Annotated in this window: 5 protein-coding genes; all 5 read right to left on the reverse strand. The window is 71.8% G+C overall.

Annotated elements, in window-relative coordinates:
* Window positions 1-57: 57 nt before the first annotated feature.
* On the reverse strand, window positions 58-6,828 hold the full coding sequence (locus OHV05_RS07260; RefSeq protein WP_405016912.1) for an SDR family NAD(P)-dependent oxidoreductase: 6,771 nt from the start codon (window positions 6,826-6,828) through the stop codon (window positions 58-60).
* 173 nt (window positions 6,829-7,001) lie between these two features.
* Window positions 7,002-7,862, reverse strand: coding sequence for an alpha/beta fold hydrolase (locus OHV05_RS07265; protein ID WP_405016913.1), 861 nt, complete (start codon window positions 7,860-7,862; stop codon window positions 7,002-7,004).
* Window positions 7,849-8,103, reverse strand: a complete 255-nt coding sequence (locus OHV05_RS07270; RefSeq protein ID WP_313068733.1) for an acyl carrier protein — start codon at window positions 8,101-8,103, stop codon at window positions 7,849-7,851. Before OHV05_RS07270 ends, OHV05_RS07265 begins: the two co-directional genes overlap by 14 nt.
* Window positions 8,104-8,681: 578 nt before the next feature.
* A complete protein-coding gene (locus tag OHV05_RS07275) occupies window positions 8,682-10,142 on the reverse strand; it encodes a glutamate synthase subunit beta (RefSeq protein WP_405016914.1) in 1,461 nt (486 codons plus the stop codon).
* On the reverse strand, window positions 10,135-14,718 hold the full coding sequence (gene gltB, locus OHV05_RS07280; RefSeq protein ID WP_405021406.1) for a glutamate synthase large subunit: 4,584 nt from the start codon (window positions 14,716-14,718) through the stop codon (window positions 10,135-10,137). Before gltB ends, OHV05_RS07275 begins: the two co-directional genes overlap by 8 nt.
* Window positions 14,719-14,817 lie beyond the last annotated feature (99 nt).

The raw sequence follows: 14,817 nt of genomic DNA on the forward strand, positions 1-14,817 counted from the left end.
GGCCGGCCACCACAGGGGAGGTGGCCGACCGGGAACCGGGCCGGGGGGCGAGTACGCCTAGTTGGTGACGAACTTGGCGGCCAGCTGCGGGGTGGAGACCAGGCTCACCCCGCCCAGCCGGGCCAGCACCCGTCCGCCCGGGGCGCAGGCGGTCACGGTCAGGCTGGCCGTGCTGCCGTTGCTGGAGACCGGCTCGACCACGATCAGGAACGGCTCGCCGTCGGGCAGTTCCTGATGGAACTCGGCGCGGGCCACCGAGAGCGGCAGGCTGGCCGTGGCCCGGTACAGCTTCATCCAGACCAGACCGGCCTGCAGCAGCAGGTCCGCCGTGCCGGGGCCGTACAGCTGGCCGCCGAACGCCCCGTTGCCGGGCCGGTGTTCGGGCAGCGCGGCCTCCAGCACCAGCCGCGACTCCTGCTCGGTGAGCACCCGCCGCAGACCGCGCAGCGACTCGCCGTGGAACAGCGTCCCGTCGGTGTAGAAGCCGCTCGCGTCCCGGCCCTGGCCGAGCGCCGGGAGTCCGGCCACGCTCGGCCGGCTGGTCTCGGTCGCCGGGTCGGCGCCGAGCACCACCCCGGCCGCGTAGTGCGGGCGGACGGTGCCGTCGGCGGCGACCGAACGGATCGTCACCTCGGTGGTGGCGCCGTCCCCGGCCGGGGCCGCGCTGAGCTGGAAGCTGCCCTGCTCGGTGCCGTCGAACAGCACCCCCTTGTGCACCGCGAAGTCGCGGACCTGACGGACCGTCCCCCCGCTGAGCCGCTCGACCGCGCCGATCGCCCAGCCCAGGGCCAGCGCGGCCGGCAGCACCGGCACCCCGCCGATCACATGGTCGGCGACGATCGGTTCGGCCGCCAGCACGTCGAGCCTGCGCTCCAGCACGGTCGCGGCCACAACCGCGGTCTCCCGCACCGAGAGCGGCGTGGTCGGGCCGAGCACCGTCACCACGTCGTTGCCGTGCTCCGGCGAGAACTGCCCGGTGAACAGGGCGGTTCCGACCGACTCCGGGATCAGCGTGATGCCGCGCTCCTGGAACACCGCCTTGATCTGCGGGGAGACCATCCCGCTGTCCCAGGCGCCCCAGTTCAGGGCGGTCACCCGGGTCTGCGGGTGCTTGCGCTTCCAGCCCGCCGCCCAGGCGTTCAGCACCTCGTTGGCCATCGCGTAGTCGGACTGGCCCCGGTTGCCGAAGAACCCCGCCACCGAGGTGAACAGCAGCACGTGCCGCAGTCCGTCGGCGGGCAGCGCGTCCAGCACCGAGCGCAGCCCGGTCAGCTTGGGCGCGAAGACCCGCTCGATCTCGGAGGCCTTCTTGACGCTGATCAGCTGGTCGGCCAGCACCCCGGCGCCGTGCACCACACCGGTGACCTGCCCCGCGTACGGGGCGAGCACGGCGGCCGTCGCGGCGGCGTCGGTGATGTCGACGGCCAGGTACTCGACCCGGCTGCCGGCGGCCGCGACCTCGGCCAGCGTGCGGCGGATCTCCCGCTCGCCGACCACGGACTGGAAGAGCTGCTCGACCCGCTTCGGGGTCGGCTTCTCCCCCGCCGTCTTCAGCTGGTCGACCGCGGCGGCCTTCAACTCGGCCGTACCGGTGACCCCGTGGGCCCAGGCGGGCTCGTCGCCGAGCACGGTGCGGCCCAGCAGCAGGAAGCCGGGACGGTGGGCGGTGGCCAGGTCGACCACGCACCGGGCGGTGATGCCGCGGGCTCCGCCGGTGACCACGATCAGGTCCTCGGCGGTCAGCGGGGCGACCTCGCCGGAGTGCGGGGCGGTGGACTGCTCGGTCAGGCCGAGGGCGACCCGGCGGGTGCCGTCGTGCCCGACCTGGACCGGCTCGGTGGCGGCGTCCGAGAGCTCGTCGAGCAGCAGCGCGACGGCGGTGCCGGCGGACAGCCCGGGCGCCAGGTCGACCGCGCGGCAGAACAGTTCGGGTGCCTCGACCGCGAGGGTCTTCACCAGGCCGCCGAAGCCGCCGGAGGGCACGAGCGCCTCCTCGACCCCGTGCAGACCGAAGCCGCCGTCCAGCCGGGTCACGGTCACGAAGCCCGCGCGGCCGGTGCCTGCGGCCCGGGTCAGCGGCTCGACCAGGTGCTTGGCGGTGAGCAGTGCGTGGGACAGCCGGCGGACGCCGTCCGCCCAGTCGCTGTCCGGCCGGGTGGAGAAGGTGACGGCCAGACTGACCGGGGTCAACTGCTCGATCTTCTCGGCCAGTTCGGTGACACCCCAGCCGGTGAGGGCGAAGTCGCGGACCCCCGGCAGCTGCCGGGTCACCCCGGGCAGGCGGAGCAGCTGGACCTGCCAGCCGGTGGCGGTCAGCCGCGCGGCCAGCTCGGGGGCGAGCTCGCCGCCGTCGTCCACCAGCAGGGCGCCGGCACCCGACGGGTACGCACCCACCAGCCGGTCCGGCAGTGGGAGTTCGACCAGCGTGGCCTGGGCCCGGCCGAGCCGGCCGGGGACCACGGCGGTGGGGGCAACGGCAGGAGCAGGGGCGGGGGCCGCCACCGGCTCGGGCTGCGGCGCGGGAGCCGCCGGGACCGTGGTGCCGGACATGAACTCCACGATCTGACCCAGCGTGCGCAGCTCGCCGAGCTGCTCCGGGCCGACGTGCACCTCACTCGGGAACTGCTCCGACAACACACCCAGGATCTCGACCCGCTTGATCGAGTCGATCCCCAAGTCCGCCTCGACATCCATGCCCAGTTCGAGCATCTCCGCCGGGTAGCCGGTCTTGGCGGCGACCACGGCGAGCAGGGCCGACGCGACATCGGCCGCCGAGGGACCGGCCTGCGCCACCGGGGCGGCCGGCGCGGCGGAGGCCGTGGCACCGGCCATGAACTCGACTATCTGACCCAGCGTGCGCAGCTCACCCAGCTGCTCAGGGCCCACGTGCACATCACTCGGGAACTGCTCCGACAACACACCCAGGATCTCGACCCGCTTGATCGAGTCGATCCCCAGATCCGCCTCGACATCCATGCCCAGTTCGAGCATCTCCGCCGGGTAACCGGTCTTCGCCGACACCACCGCCAGCAGTGCGGCAGCCACCTCCGCCGCCGACGGACCGGCGGCAACCACCGGAGCCGGAGCCGAAGCAGCGCCCGCACTCGCCGACATGAACTCGACGATCTGACCCAGCGTGCGCAGCTCGCCGAGCTGCTCCGGGCCCACGTGCACCTCACTCGGGAACTGCTCCGACAACACACCCAGGATCTCGACCCGCTTGATCGAGTCGATCCCCAGATCCGCCTCGACATCCATCTCGAGTTCGAGCATCTCCGCCGGGTAGCCGGTCTTCGCCGACACCACCGCCAGCAGTGCGGCAGCCACCTCCGCCGCCGACGGACCGGCGGCAACCACCGGGGCCGGAGCCGAAACGGGGGCCGGGACCGGAGCCGCCACCGGAGCCGAGGGCGGTGCCACCACCGGGGCAGGGGCGGCGGCCACCGGAGCCGGCGGCAGCGCGACCTGGACCGGCGCCGGGGCCAGCACGGGAGCCGGCGCCGGAGCCGCCACCGGGGCCAGGGCCGGGGCGACGGTCGCGGCGGGAGCCGGAGCACCGCCCAGTTCGAGCGCGGCCAGGTCGCGGAGGATCTCGTTCGCCCGCAGGTGGGTCCGGCCGATGGCGAGGCCGTGCTCCTTGACCGCCGTCACGCCGCCCAGGATCTCGGGCAGGCGGCCCTGGTCGGCGGCGTTCTCCAGCAGTCCGGCCAGCCGCTCGGCGCTCTGCAACTGCCCGTTCAGGTAGTCGTCGTGCAGGGCGAGGTGATCGGTGATCAGCTCGGACAGCCGGTCGGGCTGACGATCGTGGTCCACGGGTTCGGTCTCCTGGACGACGGCGGCCACGGGGGCCGGAACGGGAACGGAAGCGGGTACTTCGACCGGCACCTCGACCGGCACGTGCACCGGCACCTCGACCTGGACCTCGACGGTCGGCAGGGTGACCCGGTAGCCGTTGTCGATGGCCTCCCGGTAGGCGGCCCGCCGGTGCTCGGGGACGTGGTTGATGCCGTTCAGCGGGACGGTCATGCCCTTCACCGGCACGACCGGCTCCGGTACCAGGACGTACCGGTCGGCGACCGACAACGGCAGCCCCAGCACGACGAGTTGGGCCACGGCGCGCTTCAGCGCGAGGTCGGCGTCAGCACCCGGCCCGGGGTCGAGCTGGACCGCGGCGTGCGGCCGGTCGCCCAGGATGCGGCGGACCAGCTGGGTCAGCACGCCCTTGGGCCCGAACTCCACGAAGGTGCGGAACCCGGCCGCGTACATCTCCTCGACCCGGTCGGCGAAGTGCACCGGGTTCACCAACTGCTCGGCCAGCACCCGCCGGTTGGCGGCCGGGTCGGCGCCGTACACCGCACCCGGGGTGTTGGCGTACACCGGGCCGTGCGGCGCGCGGATCTCGACCCGCTCGACACTCGCCCGGAACGCCTCGACCGCGTGCGCCACGTACGGGGTGTGGAAGGCCGCCGAGACCGGCAGCCGGCTCGCCCGGACCCCTGCTGCCTTGGCGGTCGCGACCAGCTGCTCGACCTCCTCGGTGCCGCCGCCGACCACGATCTGGTCGGCCGCGTTGCGGTTGCAGACCGTCAACCCGCCGAACCGGCCGAGCAGTTCGGTGATCTGGTCGTCGGTGGCGCTGAGCGCGGCCATCGCACCCGGGTCGAACCCGGCCTCGGCGGGCGGCGCCATCGCCGCTCCCCGGGCCCGGGCCAGCTCGAAGAAGGCGTCGTCGTCCAGCGCGCCGGAGGCCCAGAGCGCGGTCAACTCGCCGAAGCTGTGGCCGAGGTGGCCGTCGGCCGCGAAGCCCAGCTCGCTCAGGTAGCGGAACTGACCGGCCGCCAGCGCGCCGATCGCGGGCTGCGCGTACTCGGTGCGGCGGAGCGCCTCCTCCTGCCCGGCCTTGGCCGCCGGGTCGAAGGCGGGCGCCGGGAAGGCCACCCGGGAGAGCGGTTCGGCCCCGGTGAACTGCCGGTTGGCGGCGTCGAAGGCGGCCCGCAGCGGAGGTACGGCGAGCACGGCCCGGTGGCCCGGGTTGACGTACTGGCTGCCCTGACCGGCGAACAGCGCGCCGACCTTGCCGGTCTCGCCGGCCCGGCGACGGAAGTACACGCCCTTGGGGTGCGCCCAGTCCGAGGCGTCCGGCTTGGCGGTCAGCTCGGCGACGGCCAGCGCGGTGAGCTCCGCCAGTTCGGCGTCGTTCCTGGCCACCAGCGCCACCCGGGGGTGGTCGGCCGGAGCCGGGCCCGACTGCGCGGGGCCGGCCAGCGCACCGGCCAGCGCCGCCACGGTCGGCGCGTGCCACCGGTGCACCCGGGCGACCGGGAAGACCACCTTGAGGTCGTCGCCGTCGCCGTACTCCTCCAGCACGAAGTGGAAGTTGGTGCCGCCGAAGCCGAACGAGGAGATCGCGGCCCGGCGGTGCTCCCGCTCGGGGTCCCGGATCCACGGGCGGCTCTCGGTGTTGACGTAGAAGGGGCTGTTGGCGAAGTCGATCGCCGGGTTCGGCTCGTCCACGTTGATGGTCGGTGGCAGCAGCTTGTGGTGCAGCGCCATCGAGAGCTTGATCAGCCCGGCCGCGCCGGCCGCCGCCTTGGTGTGCCCGATCTGCGACTTCACGCTGCCGACCGCGGCGTACTGCTTCGCCTCGGTCGCCCCCGACACCACCGCGGCCAGCGCGGACAGTTCGGTCGCGTCGCCGACCGCCGTGCCGGTGCCGTGCGCCTCGAACAGCTCGACGCTCTCCGGTGAGCAGTCGGCGTCCTCGTAGGCCCGCTCCAGGGCGACGATCTGGCCCTCCTTACGGGGGGCGTAGATCGACTTGAACCGGCCGTCGCTGGACGAGCCGATGCCCCGGATCACGGCGTAGATCTCGTTGCCGTCCCGCTCGGCGTCGGACAGCCGGCGCAGCGCCAGCATCCCGATGCCCTCGCCGATCAGCGTGCCGTCGGCGTCCTTGTCGAACGGCCGGATCCGGCCGGCCTTGGAGAACGCCGGGGTCTTGGCGAAGCAGAGGTACATGAAGATGGTGTTCTCGGCGTCGCAGCCGCCCGCCAGCATGGTGTCCGCGCGCCCCTCCAGCAGTTCGCTGACGGCGGTCTTCACGGCGGCGAGCGAGCTGGCGCAGGCGGCGTCGATGGTCATGTTGGTGCCACCGAGGTCGAGCCGGTTGGCGATCCGCCCGGCCACCACGTTGCCCAGCATGCCGGGGAAGGAGTTCTCCTCCCAGGGCGCGAAGGCCAGCTTGAACTTCTCGGCGATCTCCTCGGCGTCCCGCTCGGAGAGGCCGACACTGCGGGCCACCTCCTTGAGCACCGGGGTCTGCAGCCGGGCCGAGAGCGGCTGGGTGAGCTGGTTGGCGCCGGTGATGCCGAGCACCACACCGGTGCGCGAGGCGTCGTACCAGGGCTGTTCGGCCCCGGCGTGCTTGAGCAGGTCGCGGGCGACCACCAGGCTGAGCAGCTGGAGGACGTCGGTGACCTCCAGGGTGGTCGGCGGCAGACCGAACTCCATCGGGTTGAAGTCCACGGTGGGGATGAACCCGCCGTGCCGGGAGTAGGTCTTGTCCGGGGCGGTCGGATCCGGGTCGTAGTGCTCGTCGAGGTCCCAGTGGGTCGACGGGACGTCCTCGATGCAGTCCGCCGCCGCCACCACGTTGCCCCAGAACTCCCGCAGGTCACGGGACTTGGGGTACAGGGCGGACAGGCCGACGATGGCGATCGGATCGCGGGCGAGCCGGCGGTCCAGGTCGCGTTCGCTCGGTCTGGCGGCGCTGTCCTGAGGTGGAACGGTCGGATTGTTCGAGGAGTGCGCAGGCTGCGAAGAGTTCACGGCGGGCTCTCTTGGTCTCGGTGGCCGGAGGCCACCCGGGCACGGCCCGCTGAGGGCACGGGCCGGGCCGGGTGGTGTGCGCGGACCTGGGGCCGGTCCGACGGCAGGCGTCGGAGCGGGCCGGGTCGGGCGGCGAGGGTGCGGGCCGGGCGGGCCGGACCCGACGGGGAAGGTCAGACGGGCCCGGGGGCCGGGTGGACCAGGCGGGCGATGACCTGGGCCGCGTCCGGTCGGGTGAGCATGGTGTAGTGGTCGCCGGGTGCCACCGCCAGGTCGAGCCCGTGCGGGGCGAGCGGCTGCCAGCCGAGCGTGGGGTCCTCGGGGATCAGGCTGCGTTCGGCCTTCACCAGGACCAGCGGGACGCTCGACGGCCTCGGCCGGTACGGCGCGGTGAGCCGGTTGTTGCGCAACAGCCCGTCGACATAGGTGTCGTAGAGCTTGCGGAGCCCGGGCAGCGGGGTGTCGGGGAGGAGCGCCCCGCTCGCGGTGGCGGCGTCCAGGACGAGCGGGAGCCCGTCGTCGACGCCGCGGCCGGCCAGGGCCGCCGGGTCGAGCGGTACCGGGCGGCCGCGTTTGGCACCCAGGTACATCGCGAACCAGCCCAGCAGCAGCGGGGGTTCGAGGGCCTCGTCGGGCTGCTGGTACTCCTCGGTCGGCGCGATGCTGTCCAGCAGCACCAGCCGCTCCGGCCGCCGCTCTGCGGGCAGTCGCTCGACCGCCGCCTGAGCCACCACTCCACCGAACGACCAGCCCACCAACGAGAACTGAGGCTGCGTCAGTTCGGTGGCCAGCCAGTCGGCGAGCGCCTCCACGGTGGTGTCGGCCCGGCCCCCGGTGAGGGCCGCCTCCCCGTACTCGGGGAGGGCCGAGATGTCGAGCACGGTCAGTCCGACACCCTCGGGGAGGGCCTCGGCGAGGGTGCGGTGGACCTGGGCGGCGAGCGCCCCGGGGTGCACCAGGTGGACGGTGGGACCGCCCTCGGCAGCCTGGCGTAACGGGAGGACCGGGACCGGCCCGGGTCTACGCGGAGGCACGCTGACCGCACTCCTCGGCGATGTGCGCCGCCAGGTCCTTGATGGTGGGGTGGTACCAGAGCGTGGTGGTGCCGAGTTCGAAGCCGAGCCAGTTCTCCATCTCGCCGGCCAGGATCAGCGCCTCGGTGGAGTCCAGGTCCAGCTCGTCGAAGTACTGCTCGGGCGAGACCTCCCCGGGCGCCACTCCGAGCCGGTGGGCGATCTTCTCGATCAGCCACTGCTGGGCCTCGACTGCCGTCACTTGAGCCACGGTTGGTCCTTCCTCTGGGGCCGGCCGAGCCTGACCGGCACCGCATCGACGGTTTCGGGTGCGCCGGACGCCCTTGACGGGACGGTCCGTACGCAGTACGAAGAGAGAGCGGGCAGTGGGAAGCGGGCGTTGAGCACCGAAGAGAAGTGGTGCCGGGGGCCGTCGACTTCGAACCCGGGCCCGATCGCCACTGGTTCCACTGTGAGCCCTGGGTGACCTGCTATTCAACCGTCAACTAACTTGACCGGCCCGGATCAGAGCCTGTACCTGACGCAATGTGGCAGATCGTGCCAAAACCCAGGAACGGTACGACAGTTGTTGTCAGATCGGCGCACACCCTCAGCGAACACTCAGGGTCACTCCGTCAGCCCCGCCCGGCCCAACGACCGCTGAACCGGCGCTGAACCGCCGGGGAAGAAACACCCGGAAAACGCGGAACGGCACCTGCCCCCAACTTGGTCGGGGAGGGGGCAGGTGCCGTGAGTACCGCATGAGCCCGGCGGCTCTGACGGGCAAGCGGTTGGTGCGGCCGGACAAACGGGCGTCCGGCGGTATCAGGTGAGGGTCGGTCAGACCACCAGGGGGCGGTCGGTCGGGCGGATCGGGGCGGGCAGCGCGGTCTTGCCGCCCAGGTACCTGTCCACCGCGGCGGCGGCCGAACGGCCCTCCGCGATGGCCCAGACGATCAGCGACTGGCCGCGGCCGGCGTCGCCGCAGACGTACACGCCATCCACGTTGGTGGAGAACTTGGCGTCCCGGTCGATGTTGCCGCGGGCGTCCAGCTCGACGCCGAGCTGCTCGACCAGACCGTTCTTGACGTCGGTACCGGTGAAGCCCATCGCCAGGGTGACCAGCTGGGCCGGGATGGCCCGCTCGGTGCCCGCCACGGGCTGGAACCGGCCCTCCTTGAACTCGACCTCGACCAGGTGCAGTTCCTGGACGTTGCCGTCCTCGTCGCCGGTGAAGTGGGTGGTGTTCACGGCGTACACCCGCTCACCGCCCTCCTCGTGCGCGGAGGTGACCTTGTAGGTCATCGGCATGGTCGGCCAGGGCTGGTTCTCGGGGCGCTCGTCGCTCGGGCGCGGCATGATCTCCAGCTGGGTGACCGAGGCGGCCCCCTGGCGGAGCGCGGTGCCCAGGCAGTCGGCGCCGGTGTCACCGCCGCCGATCACCACGACGTGCTTGCCCTTGGCGCTGATCGGCGGCTCGACGAAGTCGCCCTCCTGCACCTTGTTGGCCAGCGGGAGGTACTCCATCGCCTGGTGGATGCCCTTGAACTCCCGCCCGGGGACCGGGAGATCACGCGCGGTGGTGGCACCGGCGGCGACCACGACGGCGTCGAAGCGCTCGCGCAGCTGCTGCCCGGTGATGTCCTCGCCCACGTGCACGCCGGTACGGAACCGGGTGCCCTCCGCGCGCATCTGCTCGATGCGGCGGTTGATGTGGCGCTTCTCCATCTTGAACTCGGGGATGCCGTACCGGAGCAGGCCGCCGATCCGGTCCGCACGCTCGTACACCACCACGGTGTGCCCGGCCCGGGTGAGCTGCTGGGCCACCGCGAGGCCGGCCGGGCCCGAGCCCACGACCGCGACGGTCTTGCCGGACAGGCGCTCGGGGATCTGGGCGGTGACCCCGCCGTTGTCCCACGCCTTGTCGATGATGGTGACCTCGACGTTCTTGATGGTCACCGCGTCCTGGTTGATGCCCAGCACGCACGCCGACTCACAGGGAGCCGGGCACAGCCGCCCGGTGAACTCCGGGAAGTTGTTGGTCGCGTGCAGCCGCTCGATCGCGCCGCTCCAGTCGTCCCGGAAGGCGAGGTCGTTCCACTCCGGGATCAGGTTCCCGAGCGGGCAGCCGTTGTGGCAGAACGGGATGCCGCAGTCCATGCACCGGCCGGCCTGCTTGGTGATGATCGGCAGGAGGCTGCGCTCGACGTAGACCTCGTTCCAGTCACGGAGCCGGACGTCCACCGGGCGGCGCTCCGCCAGCTGCTTGGGCGTGGTCAGGAAGCCCTTGGGGTCAGCCATTTGCCGCCTCCATCATCTTGCGAGTGATCGCGGTCTCGTCGAGACCGGCGCGCTCAGCGGCGTCCTTGGCGGCGAGCACAGCCTTGTAGTCGGTCGGCATGATCTTGGAGAAGCGGGAGACCCCGCCGGCCCAGTCAGCCAGGAGCTCGGCGGCCACGGTGGAGCCGGTCTCCTCGTAGTGCTGCTGCACGGTCTCGCGCAGCCAGTCGCGGTCGGCGTTGGTCGGGGCCTCGATGGCCACCATGCCGTCGTTCACGTTCGCCGGACGCAGGTCCAGCACGTACGCGATACCGCCGGACATGCCCGCCGCCAGGTTGCGGCCGGTCTCGCCGAGGATGACGACCCGTCCGCCGGTCATGTACTCCAGGCCGTGGTCGCCCACGCCCTCGACCACCAGGGTGGCACCGGAGTTGCGGACGGCGAAGCGCTCGCCGGCCTTGCCGCGCAGGTGGATCCGGCCCGAGGTGGCGCCGTATCCGATGGTGTTGCCGGCGATCACGTGGTTCTGGGCGTCGGCGCCGATGGCGGCCGCGTTGCGCGCCGGGCGGACGATCACCACACCGCCCGACAGGCCCTTGCCGACGTAGTCGTTGGCGTCACCCTCCAGGCGCAGCGTGATGCCGCGCGGCACGAAGGCGCCGAAGGACTGGCCCGCCGAACCGTTGAAGGTGACGTCGATGGTGCCCTCGGGCAGGCCCTCGCCCCGGTAACGCTTCGTCACCTCGTGGCCGAGCATGGTGCCGACCGTCCGGTTGACGTTGCGGATCGGGAGCTGGATCCGGACCGCGTCGCCGCGCACCAGGGCGTCCTCGGCCAGCTCGATCAGCTGGTTGTCGAGCGCCTTGTCCAGCGCGTGGTCCTGCGTGGTGGTGTTGTGCAGCGCGGCGCCCTCGGGCAGCTCCGGCACGTGGAACAGCGGGGCCAGGTCGAGACCGGCCGCCTTCCAGTGCGTGATCGCCTCGGCGGCGTCGATGTGCTCGGCGTGGCCGACCGCCTCCTCGATGGTGCGGAAGCCCAGCTCGGCCAGGATCTCCCGGACCTCCTCCGCGATGAACTCGAAGAAGTTCACCACGAACTCAGGCTTGCCGGAGAAGCGCTCGCGCAGCACCGGGTTCTGGGTGGCGACGCCGACCGGGCAGGTGTCCAGGTGGCAGACCCGCATCATGATGCAGCCGGAGACCACCAGCGGCGCGGTCGCGAAGCCGAACTCCTCGGCGCCCAGCAGGGCGGCGATGACCACGTCGCGGCCGGTCTTGAGCTGACCGTCCGTCTGGACCACGATCCGGTCCCGCAGACCGTTCAGCAGCAGGGTCTGCTGGGTCTCGGCAAGACCGAGCTCCCAGGGACCGCCCGCGTGCTTGAGGCTGGTCAGCGGCGAGGCACCGGTACCGCCGTCGTGGCCGGAGACCAGCACCACGTCCGCGTGCGCCTTGGAGACGCCCGCCGCGACCGTGCCCACGCCGACCTCGGAGACCAGCTTCACGTGGATGCGGGCCGCCGGGTTGGCGTTCTTCAGGTCGTGGATCAGCTGCGCCAGGTCCTCGATCGAGTAGATGTCGTGGTGCGGCGGCGGCGAGATCAGGCCGACACCCGGGGTGGAGTGCCGGGTCTTCGCGACCCACGGGTAGACCTTGTGGCCGGGCAGCTGACCGCCCTCACCGGGCTTGGCGCCCTGGGCCATCTTGATCTGGATGTCGTCCGCGTTCACCAGGTACTCGGAGGTGACGCCGAACCGGCCGGAGGCGACCTGCTTGATCGCCGAGCGGCGGGCCGGGTCGTACAGGCGCTCCGGGTCCTCACCACCCTCACCGGTGTTGGACTTGCCGCCGAGCTGGTTCATCGCGATGGCCAGCGTCTCGTGCGCCTCCATCGAGATGGAGCCGTACGACATGGCGCCGGTGGAGAACCGCTTGACGATCTCGGAGACCGGCTCGACCTCGTCGATGGAGATCGGCGCCCGGCCGAGGCCGTTGAACCTGAACAGGCCGCGCAGCGTCATCAGCCGCTCGGACTGCTCGTTCACCCGCTCGGTGTACTGCTTGAAGATGTCGTAGCGGCGCGACCGGGTGGAGTGCTGCAGGCGGAACACCGTGTCCGGGTCGAACAGGTGCGGCTCGCCCTCGCGGCGCCACTGGTACTCGCCGCCGATGTCCAGCGCGCGGTGCGCGGCGGAGATGCCGGAGGCCGGGTACGCCTTGGCGTGGCGCGCGGCCACCTCCTTGGCGATCTCCGCCAGGCCGATGCCGCCGAGCTTGGTGGTGGTGCCGGAGAAGTAGGTGTCCACGGTCTGCTGGTCGAGGCCGATGACCTCGAAGACCTGGGCGCCGCGGTACGAGGCCACGGTCGAGATGCCCATCTTGGACATCACCTTCAGCACGCCCTTGCCGAGCGCCTTGATCAGGTTCTTGATGGCCTTCTCGGCCTCGATCCCGGTCAGGAAGGTGCCCTGCTCGACCAGGTCCTCGACCGACTCCATCGCCAGGTACGGGTTGACCGCACCGGCGCCGTAGCCGATCAGCAGCGCGACGTGGTGCACCTCGCGGACGTCACCGGCCTCGACGATCAGCGACATCCGGGTGCGCTGCTTGGTCCGGATCAGGTGGTGGTGCACGGCGGAGGTGAGCAGCAGCGACGGGATCGGCGCGTGCTCGGCGTCCGAGTGACGGTCCGACAGCACGATGATCCGGGCGCCGTCGGCGATCGCCGCGTCGGCCTCGGCCGCGATCGCCGCCAGCCGGGCGGCCAGCGCCTCGCCGCCGCCGGAGACCTTGTACAGGCCCGACAGCGTGACGGCCTTCAGACCCTGCTGGTCGCCGTCCGCGTTGATGTGGATCAGCTTGGCGAGCTCGTCGTTGTCGATCACCGGGAAGCTCAGGCCGACCGACCGGCAGTGCGCCGCCTCGGCGACCAGCAGGTTGCCCTCCGGGCCGAGGTTGCTGAGCAGGGAGGTGACCAGCTCCTCCCGGATCGCGTCCAGCGGCGGGTTGGTGACCTGGGCGAACAGCTGGATGAAGTAGTCGAAGAGCAGCCGGGGCTTCTCGGAGAGCGCGGCGATCGGGCTGTCGGTGCCCATCGAACCGAGCGCCTCGCCACCGGACTTCGCCATCGGGGCCAGGATGACCCGCAGCTCCTCCTCGGTGTAGCCGAAGGTCTGCTGACGACGCGTCACCGAGGCGTGGGTGTGGTGGATGTGCTCGCGCTCGGGCAGCTTGCCGAGCTCGATCTGACCCGCCGCGACCCACTCCTGGTACGGGTGCTCCTCGGCCAGCTGGGCCTTGAGCTCCTCGTCCTCGACGATCCGCCCCTCGGCGGTGTCGATCAGGAACATCTTGCCGGGCTGCAGGCGGCCCTTCTTGACCACCTTCTCCTGGTCGATGTCGAGCACGCCGACCTCGGAGGAGAGCACCACCAGACCGTCCTCGGTGACCCAGTACCGGGCCGGCCGCAGGCCGTTGCGGTCGAGCACCGCGCCGATCTGGGTGCCGTCGGTGAAGGTCACACAGGCCGGGCCGTCCCAGGGCTCCATCAGGTTGGAGTGGTACTGGTAGAACGCCCGGCGGGCCGGGTCCATGGTGGCGTGGTTCTCCCACGCCTCCGGGATCATCATCAGCACCGAGTGCGGCAGCGAACGACCACCCAGGTGGAGCAGCTCCAGCACCTCGTCGAACGAGGCCGAGTCGGAGTGGTCCGGGGTGCAGATCGGGAAGATCCGGCTGAGGTCGCCGGGGATCAGGTCGGTGGCGAGCTGGGACTCGCGCGCCGTCATCCAGTTCCGGTTGCCCTTGACCGTGTTGATCTCGCCGTTGTGCGCGACGAACCGGTACGGGTGGGCGAGCGGCCAGCTCGGGAAGGTGTTGGTGGAGAACCGGGAGTGCACCAGACCGATCGCGGAGGCGTACAGCCGGTCCGAGAGGTCGGGGAAGAACGGCTCCAGCTGGCCGGTGGTCAGCATGCCCTTGTAGACGATGGTGCGGGCGGAGAGCGAGGGGAAGTACACCCCGGCCTCCCGCTCGGCACGCTTGCGCAGGACGAAGGCGACCCGGTCCAGCGTGATGCCGGTCTGCCCGCCGCCGGCCACGAAGATCTGCCGGAACCGGGGCATCACCGAGCGGGCGGTCGCGCCCAGCAGGTCCGGGGTGACCGGAACGTCGCGCCAGCCCAGGACGGTGAGGTCCTCCTCGGCGGCGATCGCCTCGATCTGCGCGGCGGCCGCGGCGGCGGCCGCGTCCTCGTCCGGCAGGAAGGCGATACCGACGGCGTAGGAGCCGGCCGCCGGGAGCTCGAAGGAGACCTTGGAGCGCAGGAACGCGTCCGGGACCTGGGTCAGGATGCCGGCGCCGTCACCGGAGTCCGGCTCGGCGCCGGTGGCGCCCCGGTGCTCCAGGTTGCGCAGCACCGTGAGGGCCTGGTCAACGATGGTGTGGTCGGCGATGCCGGTCAGCGTGGCGACGAAACCGACGCCGCAGGCGTCGTGCTCGTTACGCGGGTCGTACAGGCCCTGAGCAGTGGGTCGCGCATCCGGAACGAGCGCGTAGGGCCGGGCTGCGGCCTGCTCGGGCTCGTTGGCGGAGTGCATGGATGCAGACAGCATCGGCTCTCCCGTCGTCGTCTCTGGCAAGGTGCTTGTTGCAGTAGGGACGACGTTGGCCCTCTTGCGATTTCGTGCAGGTTACAT

This window comes from Kitasatospora sp. NBC_00070 (assembly GCF_045041205.1).
Classification (GTDB): domain Bacteria; phylum Actinomycetota; class Actinomycetes; order Streptomycetales; family Streptomycetaceae; genus Kitasatospora.